The sequence below is a fragment of the Cohnella panacarvi Gsoil 349 genome, from assembly GCF_000515335.1.
Taxonomy (GTDB): Bacteria; Bacillota; Bacilli; order Paenibacillales; family Paenibacillaceae; genus Cohnella; species Cohnella panacarvi.
In genome coordinates, this window is record NZ_KI911563.1 from 3,318,577 (window position 1) to 3,339,184 (window position 20,608).

13 protein-coding genes are annotated in these 20,608 nt (G+C 51.5%); all 13 read left to right on the plus strand.

Annotated elements, in window-relative coordinates:
• Positions 1-9 precede the first annotated feature (9 nt).
• The 13 genes from COHPA_RS0116015 to COHPA_RS0116075 all read left to right on the plus strand — a co-directional run bounded on the left by COHPA_RS0116015 (position 10) and on the right by COHPA_RS0116075 (position 20,518).
• A complete protein-coding gene (locus tag COHPA_RS0116015; RefSeq protein WP_027087174.1) occupies positions 10-852 on the plus strand; it encodes a flagellar hook-basal body protein in 843 nt (280 codons plus the stop codon).
• 35 nt (positions 853-887) lie between these two features.
• Positions 888-1,130, plus strand: a complete 243-nt coding sequence (locus COHPA_RS0116020; RefSeq protein ID WP_027087175.1) for a DNA-directed RNA polymerase subunit beta — start codon at positions 888-890, stop codon at positions 1,128-1,130.
• A gap of 120 nt (positions 1,131-1,250) precedes the next feature.
• Positions 1,251-1,760 (plus strand): CDP-alcohol phosphatidyltransferase family protein, encoded by a 510-nt coding sequence (locus tag COHPA_RS0116025; protein WP_027087176.1) that lies wholly within the window; start codon positions 1,251-1,253, stop codon positions 1,758-1,760.
• 321 nt (positions 1,761-2,081) lie between these two features.
• Positions 2,082-2,519, plus strand: coding sequence for a 3-hydroxyacyl-ACP dehydratase FabZ (gene fabZ / locus COHPA_RS0116030; RefSeq protein ID WP_027087177.1), 438 nt, complete (start codon positions 2,082-2,084; stop codon positions 2,517-2,519).
• Positions 2,520-2,545: 26 nt separating this feature from the next.
• Positions 2,546-4,249 carry a phospho-sugar mutase gene (locus tag COHPA_RS0116035; RefSeq protein ID WP_027087178.1) on the plus strand — a complete coding sequence of 568 codons (1,704 nt, stop codon included), beginning with the start codon at positions 2,546-2,548 and terminating at the stop codon, positions 4,247-4,249.
• A gap of 425 nt (positions 4,250-4,674) precedes the next feature.
• Positions 4,675-6,705 (plus strand): DUF5693 family protein, encoded by a 2,031-nt coding sequence (locus COHPA_RS0116040; protein WP_027087179.1) that lies wholly within the window; start codon positions 4,675-4,677, stop codon positions 6,703-6,705.
• Positions 6,684-7,841, plus strand: coding sequence for a polysaccharide pyruvyl transferase CsaB (csaB, locus tag COHPA_RS0116045; RefSeq protein WP_027087180.1), 1,158 nt, complete (start codon positions 6,684-6,686; stop codon positions 7,839-7,841). The genes COHPA_RS0116040 and csaB overlap by 22 nt, the downstream gene beginning before the upstream one ends.
• An 84-nt stretch (positions 7,842-7,925) precedes the next feature.
• Complete coding sequence (locus COHPA_RS0116050) at positions 7,926-8,636, plus strand: WecB/TagA/CpsF family glycosyltransferase (protein WP_084761022.1); 711 nt, start codon at positions 7,926-7,928, stop codon at positions 8,634-8,636.
• Positions 8,637-8,774: 138 nt separating this feature from the next.
• Entirely contained in the window at positions 8,775-9,905 is a 1,131-nt protein-coding gene (locus tag COHPA_RS0116055; protein WP_035121106.1) for a glycosyltransferase family 4 protein, read from the plus strand.
• A 138-nt stretch (positions 9,906-10,043) separates the two neighbouring features.
• A complete protein-coding gene (locus COHPA_RS0116060; protein WP_027087183.1) occupies positions 10,044-14,207 on the plus strand; it encodes an S-layer homology domain-containing protein in 4,164 nt (1,387 codons plus the stop codon).
• A 593-nt stretch (positions 14,208-14,800) separates the two neighbouring features.
• The gene (locus COHPA_RS0116065; RefSeq protein WP_027087184.1) at positions 14,801-17,812 is read left to right on the plus strand and encodes an S-layer homology domain-containing protein; all 3,012 of its coding nucleotides are present in this window, start codon (positions 14,801-14,803) and stop codon (positions 17,810-17,812) included.
• Positions 17,813-18,265: 453 nt separating this feature from the next.
• Positions 18,266-19,657: a group II intron reverse transcriptase/maturase gene (gene ltrA / locus COHPA_RS0116070; RefSeq protein WP_027087185.1), complete on the plus strand. Its 1,392-nt coding sequence runs from the start codon at positions 18,266-18,268 to the stop codon at positions 19,655-19,657.
• 129 nt (positions 19,658-19,786) lie between these two features.
• Entirely contained in the window at positions 19,787-20,518 is a 732-nt protein-coding gene (locus tag COHPA_RS0116075) for a stalk domain-containing protein (RefSeq protein WP_027087186.1), read from the plus strand.
• Positions 20,519-20,608: the final 90 nt, after the last annotated feature.

Consider the following 20,608-nt stretch of genomic DNA (forward strand, 5'->3'; position numbering starts at 1 on the left):
TGAGTTACAATGAATAGCTCAATGATTACGGCCGCCGTCTCCATGAACGCCCTGCAACAGAAGCTTGACATGTTGGCGGACAATTTCGCGAACGTCAATACGGTCGGTTACAAGCGCAAAACGTCCGTTTTCGAAGATATATTAACGAATCTAAGTCCGCAAGACCAAGACTTCGAGCAGACGGGCCGCCGCTCTCCGCTTGGTCTGGTCCAAGGATGGGGGGCGCGGTTGTCGTCGATGCAGTTGGATCTGTCTCAGGGTATGCTGCAACAGACCGGCTCGATGACCGACGTGGCGATCGAAGGCAACGGCCTGTTCGAGGTGAGAACGGACGGAACGCTTGACGGCGCGCCCGCGTTCACGAGACACGGTTCGTTCCAGTTGATCTCGACCGGCGGCGGAGATCGGACGCTCCTTACGAATACGGGCTATCCGGTCGTTGCTCAAGACGGCGGCGTCGATACATTCATCGTCGTTCCGGAAGGCTACAATCTGGCGATCGAGGCGGACGGAACGCTGAGGGGAATCGGCCCTCAGGGTTCGACGCCGATCGAGCTCGGCAAGCTTAAGATGATGCAAGCGACGAAGCCGGAGTTGCTCCAGTCGATCTCGGACAACTTGTACGGCGTGCCCGAGAATGTTAATATCGCTGATGTAGTGACCGATGTTACCCAGCTTCCGGCGGAAGCGGTGGGGATTTCGGTACGGCAGGGCTTCGTGGAAAACTCGAACGTTAATCTGACGGACGAGATGGCCGATCTCATGATCGTCCAGCGTGCGTATCAACTCAGCGCGCGCGCCTTGAGCTCCAGCCACGAAATGATGGGCATGGCTAATAATCTGCGCGGATAATCTCGCGGTTGCTAGCTAAGAGGAGAGAAATTCAGATGACAGTAACATCCCGTCAGGCGAATCAGAATAAGCGCTCTTCGGGTTCTTCCGGGCGGACGATACTACGCATCGTGTGGATGAGCGTCAAAATTTTAATTATTCCGGTCGTATGCATCGCCGCACTCATTCTAGGATTGGCAATCGGGTATGTCGTGCTAGGCGACAGGCCGCTCTCCGAGGTGTTCGATGCGGGCACCTGGAAGCACATGTTCGACCTCGTGTTCGCGGAGGGCAGTTAATGCCCTGCCAGCCGCCCTTGACCGGGACGGCAAACTCCCCGGCTTAACGTCGGGGAGTTTTCATTTGTAGGGGTGAACGGTTATAATGATGTGGAACTTCAGAGAAGGGGGGGGACGAGAATGAACATACCGAATATGCTAACGATGTCTCGGTTTTTGCTTATCCCCCTCTTTCTAGCGTTATACTTCTACGATAATAAAATTGCAGCCCTCTTCATCGTATTGCTAGCGGGCTTGACGGACGTGCTGGATGGTTACATCGCGAGGCGAAACGGGCAAATCACGCTTACGGGCATGATGCTGGACCCGCTGGCGGACAAACTGATGATGCTTGCCGTCATTATCGCGCTGCTGGCAGGCGGGGAGCTACCCTGGGAGGCGTTCGGTGTCATGGCTTTCCGCGAAGTGGGCATGATTATGACGTCGGCATATTTTCATTTTACGGGATACAAAACATTGCCGGCGAATAATCTGGGCAAAGTGACGACCGTCGTCTATTATCTTGCGATCTTGCTGCTCTTCCTCGAGGCGCAGGGAGGCATGGCCGTGCTTTGGTTCGGCATCGGGCTATCCTACGTGGCTTCGTTCGTCTACCTCGTGAAATTCCGAATCCTCAATCGCGCGTCCTAACAGAGTGACAAAAGAGCTCGCCCAAGGGCTGAACAACAGGGGCAGACCGCGGCGAGCTCTCTTATGGTCAACCCAAGCGACTGCAGTTTCGCTGAGGGATAATGCTAGTATTGCCGCCGCTCGGCAGGTTATGCGCGCATGCTCGCTTATCGCGGCAATAAACCGTTTTTAACGCGAAATTTAGGGTGAGTTCGTTCGAGCCCGACGAAGATTTAATTTTATCAAGGGTGAGTCCGTTCGAGCCCGACGAAGATTTAATTTTATCAAGGGTAAGTCCGTTCGAGCCCGACGAAGATTTAATTTTATCAAGGAGGAAAAACCATGCTCGATATCGTACAGATACAAGAGATCATTCCGCACCGTCCGCCGTTCCTGCTGGTGGACCGAATTCTGGAAGTGGAGCCTGGCAAGCGCGCCGTCGGCATCAAGAACGTGACGATGAACGAACCGTTTTTCGTCGGTCATTTTCCGGGATATCCCGTTATGCCCGGCGTATTGATCGTCGAAGCGCTCGCGCAAGTCGGAACGGTAGCCATGCTGTCGGTGGAAGAGAACAAAGGCAAGCTCGGATTTTTCGCGGGCATCGACGAGTTCCGGTTCCGCGGACAAGTAAAGCCGGGCGATACGCTCATCCTGGAGCTGGAGGTCATTCGTCTGAAAGGTCCGATCGGCAAGGGCCGCGCGACCGCCAAAGTCGGAGACACCGTCGTCGCCGAGGGGGAGCTTATGTTTGCTCTAAACGACCCTAAGAAGGGCTAAATAGAGAGAAAGAAGAGTGGAGAAGGATGCCGAAATCACCTCTAGAGCTATACGAAGCATGGTTGAATGATTCTAACGTAGATGAAACAACGAAGAATGAGCTTCGCGCAATTAGCGCTCAACAAGGGGAAATCGAGGATCGCTTCTATCGCGAGCTTGCGTTCGGAACGGGGGGGCTTCGCGGCGTTATGGGCGCGGGCACGAACCGGATGAACAAATACGTCATTGGGAAAGCGACTCAAGGTTTTGCCAACTTTTTGCTAGGGGAGTCCAAGACTCCGTCCGTCGTCATCGCACATGATTCGCGCAACAACTCGGACACGTTCTCGCTCGAAGCCGCATGCGTTCTCGCGGCTAACGGCATACGTACATACTTGTTCCGATCCCTTCGTCCGACGCCGCAGCTCAGTTTCGCGGTTCGCGACTTGAAGGCGACCGGAGGCATCGTCGTTACCGCCAGCCATAATCCTCCCGAGTATAACGGCTACAAAGTATACGGGGCGGATGGCGGCCAGCTCGTTCCCGAGCAGGCGGAACAGGTGATTAACCAGATTCGTGAAGTGGCTTCGTTCGATCAAGTCAAGCGTCTGACGCCCGCGGAAGCGGAACGGCAAGGCTTGCTCGTCTGGCTGGGAGATGCTGAGGACCAGCGTTTCGTAGATGCCGTCGTCGCGCAATCCGTAAGGCCCGACGTGATTAAGGGCGGAGCGGGCGATCGGCTGAGCATCGTGTTCACCCCGCTGCACGGCGCGGGGAACGTTCCGATTCGCGACGTGCTTGCCCAAGCGGGATTCTCGAAGGTGAGCGTCGTCTCGGAGCAAGAGCAGCCGGACAGCCAGTTCAGCACGGTGAAGTCGCCGAACCCGGAAGAGCAGGAAGCATTCACGCTGGCGATCGAGCTTGCGGACCGAATCGGCGCGGACATTATCGTCGGCACCGACCCGGACTGCGACCGTATGGGCGCGGTCGTCAAGAACGATAAGGGCGAGTACGTCGTGCTGACAGGCAACCAATCCGGCGCTCTCATGGTTCATTATTTGCTATCGAATTTGCAAACTTTGGGTAAGCTACCAACGAATGCCGCCGTCATCAAGACGATCGTCACGAGCGAGATGGGCGCGGATATCGCCGCATCGTACGGATGCACGGTCGTTAATACGCTAACGGGCTTCAAGTATATCGGCGAGAAAATGTCCCAGTACGAAGCGGACGGCTCCCACGCGTTCTTGTTCGGATACGAGGAGAGCTACGGCTATCTGACGGGAACATACGCGAGAGATAAAGACGCCGTCGTGGCGTCCATGCTCATCTGCGAAGCGGCAGCCTTCTACAAGGCGCAAGGCAAGACGTTGTACGACGTATTGTTGGAACTCTACGCGAAATACGGAACGTACTTGGAGAAGTTGGAATCCCGTACGCTCAAGGGCAAGGACGGCGTCGCCAAGATCGGCGAGATCATGGAGGACTGGCGCTCGAACCCGCCGGAGGAGATCGAGGGAATCGCCGTCGCCAAGGTGCTCGATTACGGCTTGGGCTTAGACGGATTGCCGGTCGAGAACGTGCTGAAATATATACTCGCCGACGGCTCGTGGTTCTGCTTGCGTCCGTCCGGCACGGAGCCGAAGATCAAAGTATATTTTGCCGTCAGGGGCAGCGGGCTTGAAGAAACATCGACCGCGCTTAAGCGGCTAGTCGACACGGTCATGGTCCGGGTTGACGGCAAGACCTAATAAGGGAGCAGCGGAGGGTGAAGGCCAGCCGCTGCTTTTTGCAAGTACGGCGAGTAGGGAGCGTCAAGCTTAGCAGTTTCGGCTGGCGGGCCGGTGTTCTAACTTGCGTGACGCATGTCAGGTATGTCCACCTTGCGTGGCGCAAACCAGGTAGGTCCACCTTGCGTGGCGCAAACCAGGTATGTTAAATAGCAACTATTCGCAGTTATTATAGGGAATAGACATTAGTGAGTAACGAATACCAACGATTTGCAGATATTTATATAGATTGAGGTCGTTTTCGTTGTCCGAGGCGTTAAATAAATGCTTATGTGTGCTATTGTGACGTCGGCGTTCGATCCGAACGTAAATATCTGCAAATGGTTGTTATTCATACATGGTTAAGACTGCATCGTACCAATCTACCGAGTAATGGAGTGAACGTTGTGCCTCAGTGGTTGAACAGATTAAACGGGATGATGTCCAAGTGGTTATGGTGGGTCGTGATCGTCGGGCTAATCGCCGCGTTGCCGGTTATGTACGCGCGTGCCGAGACAGAGAGTTCGTCTAAGAACGTCGCGATCGTCATGGATTATCGCGATCTGCTGCAGGTGAGCTCGACGCAGAAGGAACCCCAAGCTTACGTGCAAGAACAACTGTTGAGGCTTCGCGAAGCCGGCGTTAACGGCATGGCCGTATTCGAGAGCACGCTCGAGGAATTGAGCTGGGCGGGCGAGATTAATGTCTATAACGCGGCGCAAGCGGCGCTGCTGGAGCAACGCGTGTCTCCGCCGGAAGATAACCGGACTTATTTGATTTTCCATCATAGCGAACATGAAAAGGTTCTTCGGCCGATCATCGAATGGGCATTTACGCATTACGGCGCGGACGTCCGGAATTGGACGGCGGGCGGACTGTCCGGCTTGAGCATCGGCATGGGTTATGACGATGCTCTGATTCATCCGATGGAACCGAATCCGATCGCGATGCAAGAGCTCATCGGTCAAGGGTTCCAGGTGTATCCGCGACTGTCTAACCGGATTCTGCCTTACGATGCGGCCGAGGTTAAGATATGGCTGGACAAGTACCAAGCGCTCGGCGTTAAACGCGTGCTGTTCGACGGCGAAGCCGTGACGGGCTGGGGCGAAGGCACGAGTATGAACGGCGTCAAGCAGTTCGCCGACATGCTGGACGAGCATGGGCTCGGCGTCGCGATGTTCGAGAATTTGAAGGTGCCGGTTAAAGGACTGTCCAAGGTCGCGAACCTGCTCGAATTCGATGCCATCCGCGGCCATTCGATCAGCGAGGGCGAGATGACGATACTCAAAACCGCGCAGATCGAGGATCGTCTCGTACTCGCCGTCAAGGACCGCAACATCCGGCTGATCTACTTGAACGCCCTCGCGGCGCGGGATGCCGTGAAGGGGCTCGTGTATCACCCTCTCGATAAGATCGTCGATGCGCTCGGCGGAACCGAGGATGCGAAAGGCGTTATCGGGCAGCTCGAAGATTTCGGTTACGCGGTCGGCGAGCCGGCGGCGTTCGAGATTCATACGGCTTCGGCCGGCACGGTGTTCAAAGGTCTTGCGGCGCTTGGAGCGATCGCGCTGTGCGCGATTATGATCGGACAGTTCATTCCTGCGCTGCTGTCGGCCGCTTTCGCCATCGGAGCCGTCGGCTTCGCGGGCTTGTACGTTCTGAAGCCCGATCTTATGGCTCAAACGCTGGCGCTGTTCACGGCCATCGCCGCGCCGACGACGGCGGTCATCCTGCTCGTCAAGAAGCTTCGCGAGCTGCGCGACGGAGATGCGGATTTGTCGGTTGCGCGACGTTTAGGCGGATCTTTGCTGCTATTCGTTCGCACGACGATACTGTCGCTGGCGGCCATTCCGTTCATGGTCGCTTTGTTGGACGATATTACGTATAGCCTCGTACTGCAACAATTCCGCGGCGTGAGCTTGCTCCACTTGGCTCCGATCGCGCTCGTGGCTCTGTATGTGTTCCTGTACGGCTCGAACGATTCGGTGCTCGGCAACGCACGGCGTATTCTGGCTATGCCGTTGACCGTACTGTGGATCGTGGGACTCGGCATTATCGCCGCCGGCGGTTTGTACTACTTGTCCAGAACGGGCAACGCGGGCGAAGTGTCCGGCCTTGAGTTGCAATTCCGCTCGCTGCTCGAGAACGCGTTCGGCGTACGCCCGAGAACGAAAGAGTTTCTGCTCGGACATCCGCTGTTTTTGGCGGGGATTTTCCTCGCGTTGCGTTACCGCTGGGCGATGGCTCTCATCATCGCCGGTACGATCGCGCAGCTGTCGATGGTCGATACGTTCGCGCACATTCATACGCCGATGCTGTTGTCGGCGATTCGCGTTCTGCTCGGTCTGGGCTTAGGTTTGATTATCGGACTGATCGCCATTGCGGCGTGGCAAATCGTTGAAGGAGCATGGACACGATGGGTAAGACGAAAGGCGTAAAAGGCAGAGAGAACGATTCCGTACGACGCATCGTGCTGTCCGGCTATTACGGATTCCATAATAGCGGCGACGAAGCGGTGCTGAAGAGTATATTGAGCGCTCTAGACGATGCGGGCAAGGCGGCGGGGCTTAAGATCGAACCGATCGTGCTGTCCGGCGATCCGGAGTGGACGAGCAAGCACTACGGCGTCGAAGCCGTACACCGGATGAAGCTAGCGGAAGTGCGCCGGGCGCTGCGGGGCAGCGACGGAATCATCAGCGGCGGCGGGAGCCTGTTGCAGGATGCGACCGGAATGGGCTCTATTCCGTATTATTTAGGGATCATGGCGCTGGCGCGATGGTGCCGGGTGCCGACGTTCGTCTACGCGCAGGGCATCGGCCCGGTGAACCGCAAGCTGTTCCAGCCTTTCATCGCGAGAGCGTTCAAGAAGGCCGCGTACGTGTCGGTGCGCGACGAAGGGTCCGCCGAGCTGCTCCGCGGCTACGGGGTTCCCGCGGCGAAGGTCGAGGTCGTGCCCGACCCCGTCATGGGGCTGCCGCCCGGCGAAGCGGGGGCCGGGGGAAGCGCGAGAGATGCGCGCGAGGCTGCGCCGGCAGGGACGGACGCACGGCCGATCGTCGGCGTGTCCGTCCGGTTCTGGCGCGACGACCGCGCGGACCTGGACCGCGCGGCAGCCGCGCTTGAAGCGCTGGCCGGACGGGCGTCCGTCCGGCTGCGCTTCTTGCCGTTCCATCACGGGGGCGACGAAGAGGCGTCGCGCTACGTGATGGAACGGCTCTCGTGCGCCGCGGAGCTCGCTCCGGCGCACGACGACCCGCAGCGCATGCTGCGGGAGGTCGGCCGATGCGCGATGCTCGTCGGCATGCGGCTGCATTCGCTCATCTACGCGGCGAATCGCGAAGTGCCCCTCCTTGGGATCTCGTACGATCCCAAGATCGATCAGTTCCTCGCGCGGCTAGGCCAGCGCGCCGTCGGAACGACCGAGGAACTCGACCCGGATCGCTTCGCGGAGCAGGCATTAGAAACAATTAATAATCCGGCCGGATGGCTTGCAGCGTGCGGGCCCGCGATCGTTAAGCTGAAGCTGGAAGCGATCAGGCCAGCGCAACAAATTGTCGACTTCTTGCGTATTTAACATAGAAGCTTGGAGGCTGAGGTTGTGGACAAGGGCGCAAGACCGTTCCCGACGGTGACCCTATACGGAGTACCGTTTTCCAAAATGAACATGAAGGAAACCGTTGCTTATCTAACGGACGCCATCGAAGCCAGAAGATCGACCCGCGTCATCACGGGCAACCCGATCATGCTGATGGCGGGGTTGGAAAACCCGGATTTTCATCGCGCGCTGGCTACCGCCGACCTCGTCGTCCCCGACGGCGCGGGCGTCGTATGGGCCGCGAGCCGCTTGAAGCAGCCGGTTCAGGAACGCGTCGCGGGCTTCGACCTCATGCACGAATTGCTGCAAGAAGGCGATCGGAAGAGCTGGAGCGCGTATTTGCTAGGCGCGAGCGCGGACATCATACGGACTGCGCACGATAACCTGAAGGCCAAATACCCTGGCGTCCGTTTCGTTGGCTACCGCGACGGTTACTTCTCGGATAGCGAAGACGAAGCCGTGGTAGCGGCCATTCGGGAGGCGAATCCGGACATGCTGTTCGTCGCACGTTCGACGATGAACCAGGAGCCATGGATCGAGAAATACGCGCAGGAGCTCGGAGTTCCGGTCATTATGGGCGTCGGAGGCAGTTTCGATGTCGTTGCGGGCAAGCTCAAGCGCGCTCCGGCTATATTTCGCAAATTAAGCTTGGAATGGTTCTATCGGTTGCTACAGGAGCCGACCCGTTACAAAAGGATGCTCGTATTGCCCCGCTTTGCGCTCAAAGTGATTAAAGACGGAGAAAAAGTCCTGAAACCGATCAATCCGTCATGAAAATATTTATGAAAATGAACAAAATCGTTGAAAACGGCTGAAAACGACAGAATTATCGCCTTGTTGTTATTCGCGTAACGGGAGTATAATTCATTCCGGTATACAAAAAGGGGAGAGTTGTGGATGCTTTCTGGCTGGATGCTAGGAATCGGATTGTCCGGATTTGCGATCGCATTGGCGCTGGCGCTCGTACTGACGCCGCTCGTTAAGAAGTTTGCCGTTCGCATCGGCGCGATAGACGTGCCGAATCATCGTAAAGTTCATACGCGCATTATGCCACGGATGGGCGGACTCGCGATCTACGCTTCGTTCACCGTAGGATTATTATTGTTAATGCCTTGGCTGCCGGAAGGCACGCTAAGCCATCATGACCGCAATCTTATCGGAGCATTGTTGACCGGGGGCACGCTCATCGTGTTGCTCGGCTCGCTCGACGACAAGTTCGATTTGTCGGCGAAGCTGAAGCTTCTCATTCAGATCGGGGCTGCATGCATCGTCGTATTCGGCTTCGACGTTAAGATCAATTTGCTCAACGTTCCGTTCGGCGAGTCGATGCAACCGCTCGGCGAATGGATTAGCATACCGCTCACGATCTTCTGGATCGTCGGCGTGACGAACGCGATCAACCTGATCGACGGACTCGACGGTCTCGCTGCCGGCGTATCCGCTATCGCCATCGGCACGATTCTCGTCATGGGCATTATTATGGGCAACTCGGCGGTCATTCTTCTTTCCACCGTATTGCTTGGCGGCATCATCGGATTTTTATTTTTCAACTTCCATCCCGCGAAAATTTTCATGGGTGACTCGGGCTCGCTATTCCTAGGCTTCGCCTTGGCGACGCTCTCGATGCTCGGCTTTAAGCAAATTACCGTCGTTTCGTTCGTTACGCCTTTGCTTATCATCGGCGTACCGCTCTCCGATACGTTCTTCGCCATCGTACGCCGGTGGATTCACAAGAAGCCGATTTTCGCGCCGGACAAAGGCCATCTGCATCACTGCTTGCAGCAGCTCGGATTCAGCCACCGCACGACGGTGCTGATCATTTACGGAATCGCGGCGTTCTTCGGAACTTGCGCCGTCATTCAATCGAGCATGTCCGATACGGGCCTCGGCAACTGGATTACGTTCATCGTTATCTGCGCGCTCGTGTTCCTGCTCCAGATCGGGGCGGAGCTGATCGGCATCGTCGATAAGACGCGTCGTCCGGTGCTCGATTTCTTGGCTCGTCTCCGGATGAAGCCGGGAACCGAGACGCGTTCCAAATAATTGCAATGTGCAACTGTCGACATACAAATCCCTGATTCGAGTCACGAATTAGGGATTTTTTATCGTTATCGGCTAAATATTCATAGCTTCGCGACCGATAACAAAAGTACAGGAACGACATGATAGGAGGAACTCTACGTGTTTAGAAAATTCAGCACCGTATTCGTCGTTGTGGCCATGCTATTCCAGATGTTCTCCGTCTTCGGCCCAGTGGCAACGGCGGCGGCAGGCAGTTTCGTATTCCCGAACGAACAGATGACGCCTGCTTCGGCCCGGATCACAACAAGTCAAAGAGTAACGCTGGAAGGGTCGATTAATAATGTCAACCCAAACAGTATATCCGTCAGTGTGTTTCAAATCATTGATGATAAAGGCGATACCGACCCATCCAATGACATTACGGGTCTAACCAAGTTGGATCAGACGAGTGTCGTATACGTCAATGGATACAGTTTGACGGTATATAATCTCGAACTGTTCCCCGGACTTAACCGGATTATGTTCAAAGGGCAACAAAACGGCGGCGAAGTATCCGACAATTACTATATCAATTATCGCAACTCGCCCGTACTTTCGGATTTGATGGCGATGATCGACGGTCAATCTTTCCCGATTCAGGATACGAAGACGACGGTTGTCTATTCGAATACTTCTAAGGGCAGGACCAATTACGATATCAGTATTACAGGCAAGGCCCCGAACGCAGAGAAAGTAACGATTGTTCTCAACGGAAACAGCAAGACGTATAACGTTAACAGTAGTTCCGGCGACACGTTCGTCGCATCTCCGGTTAATTTGAAAAAAGGCAAAAACCAAGTTACGATCCGAGTCAGCAACAGTACGCAGACGATCGAGACGATACGCGACATCGCGTTCTATAACGGCGGCGTAACATTCTATGACGTTAACATTGCAGATACGACCGCGGGAGCGGCAGCGCCTCAATCTCTAGAGTATCGGCCGAATTATCCGTATACGACTAAAGGAAATGTTCAAATCACAGGTAAAGTGATCGTACCGAACTCGTATTATGACGGTCCTGATGCTGACACTTTGCCTGAACCGCATCCGGATCCAGCTGTTCCGCTCGCCATTCATTATGATGTAACGACGGGAACGCCTAATTACAGCGTATCTAGTGTTGTATATGGCACGGCAGTACCAGGGTATAACGTTTCCGACAAATTTTTCGAATATCAATTTACGATTAACAGCGCTACGTTGAATCCTGCTTCCTATACGGATGATATGCTATATAATATGTTACTCCATGCAGACAATGAAGAAAATCGAAGACTAGGCATTACACCGATCAATGAGGGTACGACTGATCTTGGCTTTTCATTGCGCAATGGAACAACCGCATATATCTACGATATAAATTATTTGCCGGGTTATAGCTCTACTGGATATGAAAGCTTGTCGGGAGTCGATATGCAGGGCGCGCAGTTGTTCAGCATGCCGCTCGGTGTGGAAGTGTTGATCGGAAACCCTGCAGCATTGGGGGCAGGCGGTCTTAATGATACGATCGATCCTGTAAGGATTACCGAGATGGTAAACAGCGCTGGCACGTCGTATGTGCCCGTATTGAACACGGACTATGATACTAAGCCCGTCGTTGTACAGACGGTTACTAAGACGATCAATGGAGTCGCGCAAACATTCGGCCGTGTTATTTTGCAGGTGGACAAGCTACCTAATACGGGAACCCAAACGCTGAAATTCAAGCTGAATGCCGGTTCGGCGTTAGCCTCGCAAACCGTTGAGTCGGTTACCGTAAATTTGTTATATGGTCCTTTTGCGAATTTCAGTAACGCTAGCGATGGAACGATCATCAATGTAGACACGACATCGTCTACGTTAGCAACCGATATCATAACGACCAGGCTTAACAATTTCCGAGGACAATTCAGCAATATAGCGAACCCGCTTGAAATCCGCTATGCGCCGATTACTACAGGTGCAGACGCAGGTCCACAAACCGTATTTTTCTATGTCAACAACCAACTCATACCGCTGGTGCCTGTTACGGCATCGAATTTACATGATTTGAATTTTCAAATTTCGGCGTCCTCGGTAGCTGCGGCGTACAATGCTATGTTCATGGGCGAGAACAAAATCAAAATCGTGTTCCAAAGCAATGCGAATTATTACGAGAAGACGATAAAGATCAATTTGGTGCCGACGAACTTGCCAGTGATTCCAGCACCTGATACAGACGGTGTATATCCGTATACTAAAGAGCTGAATGCGCCGCTGGCGAATGATCCGAATTTCCCGATGTCTGGAAGTATATATACAACTAAGAAATCCGAAATGAACGTCTATGGTACGTTTGACTTCCTGGATTTCGCTTCAGCCCAAGGCATGCTGCCGTCTGCTGCTGTTCCGCAGATCGTTTCAAAGCTGGGGTCGATGAGTTCGTTAACGAATTACATGCTTCGGATTACTTCTCCTGATTTGTCAACGCCGATTGAGTGGGACTTGACGAGAGAGTTTGAAGTTATTAAGAAGAGCGCTCCAACCGGCACTCCTTCGGGAGTTGTTAATGCAGGGCTATCTGCGAATCCGAACTTGACTGTACGGTACGATACGGATAGTCAGACGTTCTCGTTTATTCTGAGAAATCAGAAGCTCCATTCGGACGGTAGTGCAAGCATTTATAACATTTATGTATATAATAGCGGCATTACGGGGCCTAGAGCGTCTTACCGCTTAGAGGTTGATCCGACTGCTATTCCTTACAGCATCATCCGTCCTCTGCTGCCGGAGAAAAGTATCGTAAATCAGAACTTTATCGAAGTGATAATAGACGCTCCTGGCGCCGAAACCGTGACGATCAACAAAGTCAAAGCTGAAAGAATCGACTATGACAGCGACAATGACGGAACTCCGGACTATTTGGGTGCGTATCGCGCAACCGTTACGAACTTGAAGGCCGGCAAAGAAACGAAGATCGAGTACGTTATATCAAACGCCAACGATTCAACCAAAGACTCGTTCACAATCCAATACGTGCCGACCAATATTCCGGGCGGTCAATTCATGGAAACGATGAAGAGCAGCCACAAAGTATTCGATGGACTTATTAATCTGACGTTCCAGAAGGGTACATCTTTAATTCGTACAGATTACAACGTACCGGCTAATTTAAAGAATCAGATCTTCACAGGACATAATCTATTGTTTGCAGTTGCGAACCCCGAAGATGGTGTCGTCGACAGACGCGAGTACGAGACGTTACCGGCGAACTTCGATGCTATGCTGATCAGCTTTGGTACACGTTTTAGAGTGTCCTATCCAACGCATTTCATTAAGGCGAGTCCAACGGTGTGGATTGACGCGGGTCTTGCGGATGATCCGTCGACAGGATCGTACGACCCTCTCAAGTATGGTGTTGACCCGTACCAGTTCCCAGGCGCGACTGGGCCAGGTGGGACAGCAATACCAACTTACGATAACCGACCAGATAACCGAGAACTTATTTCATCTAAGGTTGGTACGCTCGAGTTGAAGTATGACGAAAGCATGCGCGATGTCACTGGCACGATTATGACGGTGTTCCGTTACGATGTTAAGGGAAAATACTGGGAAAACGTTGGTGGGACAGTAGATACGAAGAAACATACCGTTAAAGTTCCGTTCCAGCAGTTTGGTTACTATGTTGTAGGCAAAATGGTCTATTCTTATGTAGATATAACTCAGCACCCTTATGCTCGCAACTTTATGGAAGCGATCTACGCTAAAGGAATTATGAATCCTGCTACTTTCGATGCTTTCGGGGGTGATCAGTTTACCGAACGAGGCGAGTTTGCGCGTATGATGGTCAAGGGCTTGAATTTGCCGCTTGACTATGAGCTCAGCAAGTCGCACTTCGATGACGTACCGTATATGATCAATCCAGATGCGTTGTGGGATTATCGCTATATCGAGACTGCTGCTAGACAAGGTATAATTCGTGGGACCAGCCCAAGGGCTTTCGAACCGCGTGCGTACACAACAAGACAGGCTGCTGCAGTTATCATTGCAAGATCTCTTAATTTAAAGTTGGATACTGATTCGAATAAAATTAATAAAGACCTACAGAAGCAGTTCAAGGACTATGATAAGATCGATTATTATGCTAGAGCTGCTGTTCTTGCCGTTGCTAAGAAAGGATTCATCCTAGGAACGCCGATTGATCCTAGTAACCCGAAGGGCGGAGCTGTGTTTGAACCCGACTCCAATCTCCTTCGCAGCGATGCCGCGATCATTATGGCGAAGATTCTAATGGATCAGAAACGTCTTCCGAAGATCGGCTAAGTCAAATTCGACCTGTGTCGAGATAAATGCGCCGCCTGCTCTCCCTCGTGGGGGAACGGGGGGCGCATTACTTGTCAATGAAACCCGCTTATTTACGATCCAGGCTGCTAACGCAGTGTTCTAAATTGGACATTTAGGAAAATGTTTTACAATGACGTGTATCCTGTAGTCAAGTTATACTAAGAGAGCTTAAAAGGATGTAATAAGCAAGGTACTAAGAGTAGAATTCGTAAAAAAAGTTTGAAACTAATTCTACGTTAGGCGCAACTTTTCGCGAGTCCGTGCGTTTAACATCTTGGAACACTGAATAGGGGAATACATATCAGACTAGCGAAATTATAGATTATACTTTACGCTAGACAATAACCTCATGTATAATGTGGTGAGTATTATGCTCACGCTACCTATTTTGTGTTGCTCTCTACTGTTTACGAGTTTCTGCGACATGTATCTACTACATAGACATGCAGCAGACATCAATTATAGACAATGCTCTACTCAAGGAAGGGGGTGAAACAACCATGAGAGATTCGAGCTATAATTCTTCCCATCAATCCAAACAGATATTTTCCCAAGGAGGAGAAAAAAAGGTTATGAAGAAAAGTTTCTCTGTTCTTCTATCTGCAGCCGTAGCGTTCGGTTCGTTCGCATCGCTTGCATCCGCTGCTGATGATCTGACTGCACAACAGAAATTCGATGCGCTTAAAGAAAAAGGTATTTTCGCTGGTGTTGACGCTAATGGCTCCGCTGGTCTTGACCAGAACATGAACCGTGCGCAATTCGCACGCGTTGCTGCTCTGATCCTGGGCCTCGAAGGCATCGGCGCTACGGACACGAAGCAAGTAACTGAAAAGCCATTCCCAGACGTTGCGTTGGGCCAATGGTACACGGAAGAAGTAGCTGCTGTTAAAGAAGCGAAAGTTCTCGTGGGTAACGCTGACGGCACGTTCAACCCAACCGGCAACATTTCCGTACAAGAGCTGGCTGTCGTAACGGCTAACGTTCTTGGCCTGAAAGCTGTTGAAGGTGCTAAAATTGAAGGTGCTGCTGACTGGGCTGCTGGATACATCCAAGCAATCAAAGACGCTGGCGTTTCCTTCCCAACGAACTACACGCAAGCTGCTACTCGCAGCCAGCTCGTAGAAGTTTCCTTCCAAGCTGACGCTAAGATCAACCCAGTTGCTCCTGCGAAAGTATCCGTAGCATCCGCTAAGGCTACTGGCGTTAAGACGGTAACTGTAACGTTGGACAAAGCAGTTGACGACACGAAAGCTACGTTGACGCTGAAACGCGGTACGGCTACTGTAGCAACTACGGCTAAATGGTCCGACGACAAGAAAACGGCTACGTTGACTCTGACTTCCACCAAAATCATGGAAGGCGAATACAGCGTAACGCTTGCGGGTCTCGCGAGCGAGGAAATCGCAACCGCTTCGGCTACTTTCACTGCTCAAAACGAAAAAGTATCCAAGTTGGAGTTTGTTTCTCCTTCCGATACTATTGCACAATCCAGCAAAGTGAAAGTTGAATTCGCAGCCCTGAACCAATACGAAGAGGCTGTATCGTTGCCGGCTGGCAACTTTAACCCTTATGCATCTACTCCGGCCGCTGCTAGCGTGACGAAAGATGCAAACGGCAAACTCTTCGTGGTACTGGACACGGATGATATCAACCTACCAGTTGGTTCTCAAATTTCCGTGAACATCGTAAACAACGAGTCTCAAATGTCTGTAAACAAAATCTTCAAACTTGGCACGAAACCGTATGTATCTAAAGTCGAACTCGGCAAGGTTACTTACTCTAACGGTCAAGACTACCTGAGCAAGAACGGTGATAAGGCTGTAATCGAACTGATTCAGCTTGACCAATATGGTCACCAAGTCACAGATCAATCCGGTTCCTTGTACAACGCATCCGTTAATGTAACTCCTTATCTGGATGCTATCGACCAAACCGCAACTCAAGTTGTGGATGACAACAACGATGAAGTGCGTGATGTAGTTGTTAAGCTGAAAGCTGACGCTAAAGCTAGCGGCCAGTACACGGTAAATGTATTTGGCGGCACGTCGGCTTCTACTACGATCAACATCAAATCTACGAACTATGCTGCAACTGTAGAACTTGATTCTTCCGTTACACTGGCTGAAGGCGATGCAGACAAATACATCTCGATCACTGCATACGACAAAGAAGGCAACAAGCTGTCTGCACAAGACATTGTTGACAACTACACAAGCGGCCACATTCAATTTAGCGCTTCTTCGAATCTGCAATTTGGTGATTCGACGACTCACGCTGGCGTAAGTACTGTGCCGACCGCAATGCTGGTGTCTCCAGGCTTGGCAGTTGTGAAAACTGGTGAGCACAAAGGTAAGCTTCACATTGCTTCCGTAACGACAAAGGGCTATGCTAACATCTTCGTTAACATTAACCCGACAACGGCTAACGGAATTCTGTTCAACAAGAACTTCCAGTTCAATGTTCAGGAGAAACGTTACCCGGTAGCCTTGAAGGCTAAAGACGACAGCGCTGCAAAAGCGGTAACTGGCGCAAAATCCACTTTGAAAGTCGTGGCTATTGACCAGTTCGGCGATGAAATCAAAGGTACGTTCAGCAACATTAACGATGGTGGCAAGTCGGTATCTTATGAGGTCTATGTAACTAAAGTTGCAACGGGCACTACCGTTACTTTCGCTGGTGCTGCTGGTATCTACACGAACCTCTCCAGCATCCTTGATACGGGTCTTGATTTCGACGCAACGGCTGGTGCTATCGGCGATGCTGTGGAAGTGAAGTTCGCTCTCCGTAAAATCGACAATGGCAGCGGCAAAATCTTGGATGACCAAGTATCTGCCGTAGTACGTAAGATGGAAGTTATCAACCCGAAAACGACGAAGTTGGTCTACTCCGTCAAAGGAATCGACACGTTGTTCGATGCAGTTGATGACAAGACTATGGAAAACTCTGTGACCACTGTTGGCGTTACGGTTAACGCAGACAACTTCACTAGCAAACATGCTAGAGCAGTTGGAGTCGAAGCTAAGACCGGCAATGAAGCAGTTGCAATTCCGGATTACGTTCAATCGGTAACAAGCAGCGAGCCTAGCATTGTTCAAACGAACAGCCAAAAGCAAATCATTGGTGTTAAGGCGGGTACTGCAACCATCACTGTATTCCACACGACAGCAACTGGCGAATACGCAAGCCTTACTAAAGAAGTAACCGTTAAATCCGATCCGATTTCGGTTGCCAGCCTGTCTGCGGATGCAAAATCTGCATCCACGAACACAATTGCTACTACCGGCGGTACGGTTAGCCTTACGGCTTCTGAACTCATGAAGCTCATTGCGAAGGATAACTATAACACCGAGTACAAAGCAGTTGATGGCGCTAATCCGAACTACGTTGTTGGATATGACAAAGTATTGAATATCCGCTACACGATCTCCGAAGTACAAGGCGGCGGTTCTGTAACGGTTGACAACAACATCTCCAACGGTACCTTTGGTCAAATCACCATCACTGGTAACGTTGACGGATTTACGTTGACTGCAATTGCACCGAGCGGTCAATCCGCTGTAACTGCAGTTACGGTTCCTCACTAATAATTGTATCAAACAAAAAAGACCCCGAAAGGGGTCTTTTTTGTTTGATGTACGCCCAGCATGGGCGTCATCTCTACGGTGAAAGTCCGGAATGGGGGCTGGCAAGCGCCTACCATAGCCAAGAGCAAGGGTGTCCGCCGCGAGGCGGAATCCGAAGGAAGCTGGAGGCAAACGCACGGCTCGAGGTACACGAATCCAATTTGAGGCGGTTGCAGTCGGATGAGTCACCATCACATGACGAAATCCTAAGCTGCCAAAGGCTGCAGCCGTAAACTTGGGCGAGCGCGGGCGGAAAGATGACGTTCTTATCTGGGGAGACCTGTGGAATATGCGAAGTATTTGCGTAACCGTGGCTGAGAAGTCGCGCTGAATCCGCAGGAGTCAGCAGAAGCCATAGTACGGTGTTGTTGCAACAACACCGGAAGGGCTGAACCTAAAGGAGAGAAGAAATCGATGCGTTCGCGCGAAGAACAACGACAGCAGAATATCCCGCAAGGGAGCTCGCGGCAAAGGGTAGCGGTGAAACCGCAAGGGTATGCCGGAGCGCCGAGTTCTTCGTCGGCACAAACCGACCTTTCTTCTCGCGAAGGAAAGCACGACTTGCTGGATCAAATGCTCGAGGAGGGAAATCTCCGAGAAGCCTACAAGCGAGTGAAACAAAACGGAGGAGCGCCCGGCATAGACAACGTGACGGTAGCCGAGCTACAAGCACACGTATGGGAATGCTGGGAAACCGTGAAAGCGCAGCTCCAATTGGGTACGTACAGACCGATGCCAGTCAAACGGGTGGAAATCCCCAAACCCGGAGGCGGGGTGCGGCTGTTAGGTATCCCAACCGTAATGGACCGCTTGATCCAACAAGCCCTCATGCAAGTAATGACACCGATTTTGGACCCGTTATTCTCACCGAACAGCTTTGGATTCCGCCCAAGGAAACGTGCCCATGACGCAGTAAAACAAGCGCAGTCCTACATTCAAGAAGGAAATCGCTGGGTCGTAGACATAGATTTGGAGAAGTTCTTTGACAGAGTGAACCACGACATCCTCATGGCAAGGGTAGCACGAAAAGTCGCGGACAAGCGTGTCTTGAAGCTGATTCGTTCCTACCTCAATGCCGGAGTCATGGTCGACGGGACAAAGCAGGAGACGCTGGAAGGAACGCCGCAAGGCGGTCCGCTCAGCCCGCTTTTAGCTAACATCCTGTTGGACGATCTGGACAAAGAATTAACGGAACGCGGCTTGAAGTTTGTGCGTTATGCGGACGACTGCAACATCTTTGTCCGAAGCAAGCGTGCAGGTGAACGCGTAATGGCGTCGGTCATTCGCTTTGTAGAGGAGAGGCTCAGACTAAGAGTGAATCGGGACAAGAGTGCGGTAGACCGCCCATGGAACCGCAAGTTCCTTGGATTCAGCTTTCTCAGCAACAAAGTCGCGACGATTCGAATCGCGCCGAAGAAACTGGAACAACTAAAGGAACGCGTCAGGGAGATAACCTCGCGTACGCGAGGCGTCTCGATGGAGAAGAGGCTGCAAGAATTAAATCGCTACCTGATGGGTTGGATAGGCTACTTCCGGCTAGCATCCGTAAAGACGCACTGCGAACGACTCGACGAATGGATTCGCCGAAGACTACGCATGTGCCTATGGAAGCAGTGGAAACTACCTAAATCCAGGCTCCGAAACTTACGTGCCCTAGGTGTACCGGAGTGGGCGGCAAGAATGATGGCAAACGCTCGCCGCGGATGCTGGGAAATGTCCCGAAACATAAACAACGCCCTTAATCGCTCCTACTGGAGTGACCAAGGGCTGTTAAGTCTGACAACTCGTTATCTTGAAACTCGTTAACTTTTAGGAACCGCCGTATGCGGACCCGCATGTACGGTGGTGTGAGAGGTCGGGGGCTAGCCGCCCCCATCTACTCGATTTATAAACTTTTTGGTATACTAACATTGATTTATTGTGGAGGTGCTAGAAATGAAAAAAACTAGCCTGGTTGGAATGGTTCTTGTAGTGGGCCTTATTTTATCATCCGCTAGTTCAGCTCTTGGGAAAGAAGTTGAAGACAGTACATCTGGGAGTTTTCAGACTGTAAATGTTAAAGTGGATGGTGCATGCAATAATGAAGTTTGCGGCGAAGGGTATAAGATCAATGGGACAAGTTATGTGCCGATACGTCTTGTCATGGAAAACATGGGGGCGACTGTGGAATGGGATGATGAGACACAAACTGTAAGTGTAATCAAAGAAGAAGCACAGCTCATTTCAGAAAATCAGACTGATAATAAGAAATTCGAAATACTAAATTTGAATATGGAAAGAGAGCTGGATTTACTGTTAAATCTTAATCAACAGATTTCATTAGCTTATGATTATTATAAAACATTAAATGATAAACAATGGATTAATCAAATCGAAAACGTAAAAATAACGGAACTTAAAAATAATATTCAAATGTTAAATATGCAAGTTATCGATTATCAAAAAAGTAACGATGATGATAATAAAAATGTGAACGACATTCTTGAAATAATAAAATCAATAAAAGATATCGGTGATCATTATGAGATCGCCATCAAAACACTACAAAATTATACGGTGAACAACAACGACTCTGATTACAGGAATTTCATTCTGTATCGTAAATTTGCTCTAGAGATTCATGAAAAAGCATTAAAACAGTTAACAGAATATAGGGTTTCAAAATAAACGAAGGCCTTCGTGGTCTTCTTTTATTGTATTTCAAACAAATATTTCTATAAACTTGAGAATCCTCCGCAACTATTGATAATCTTTCAT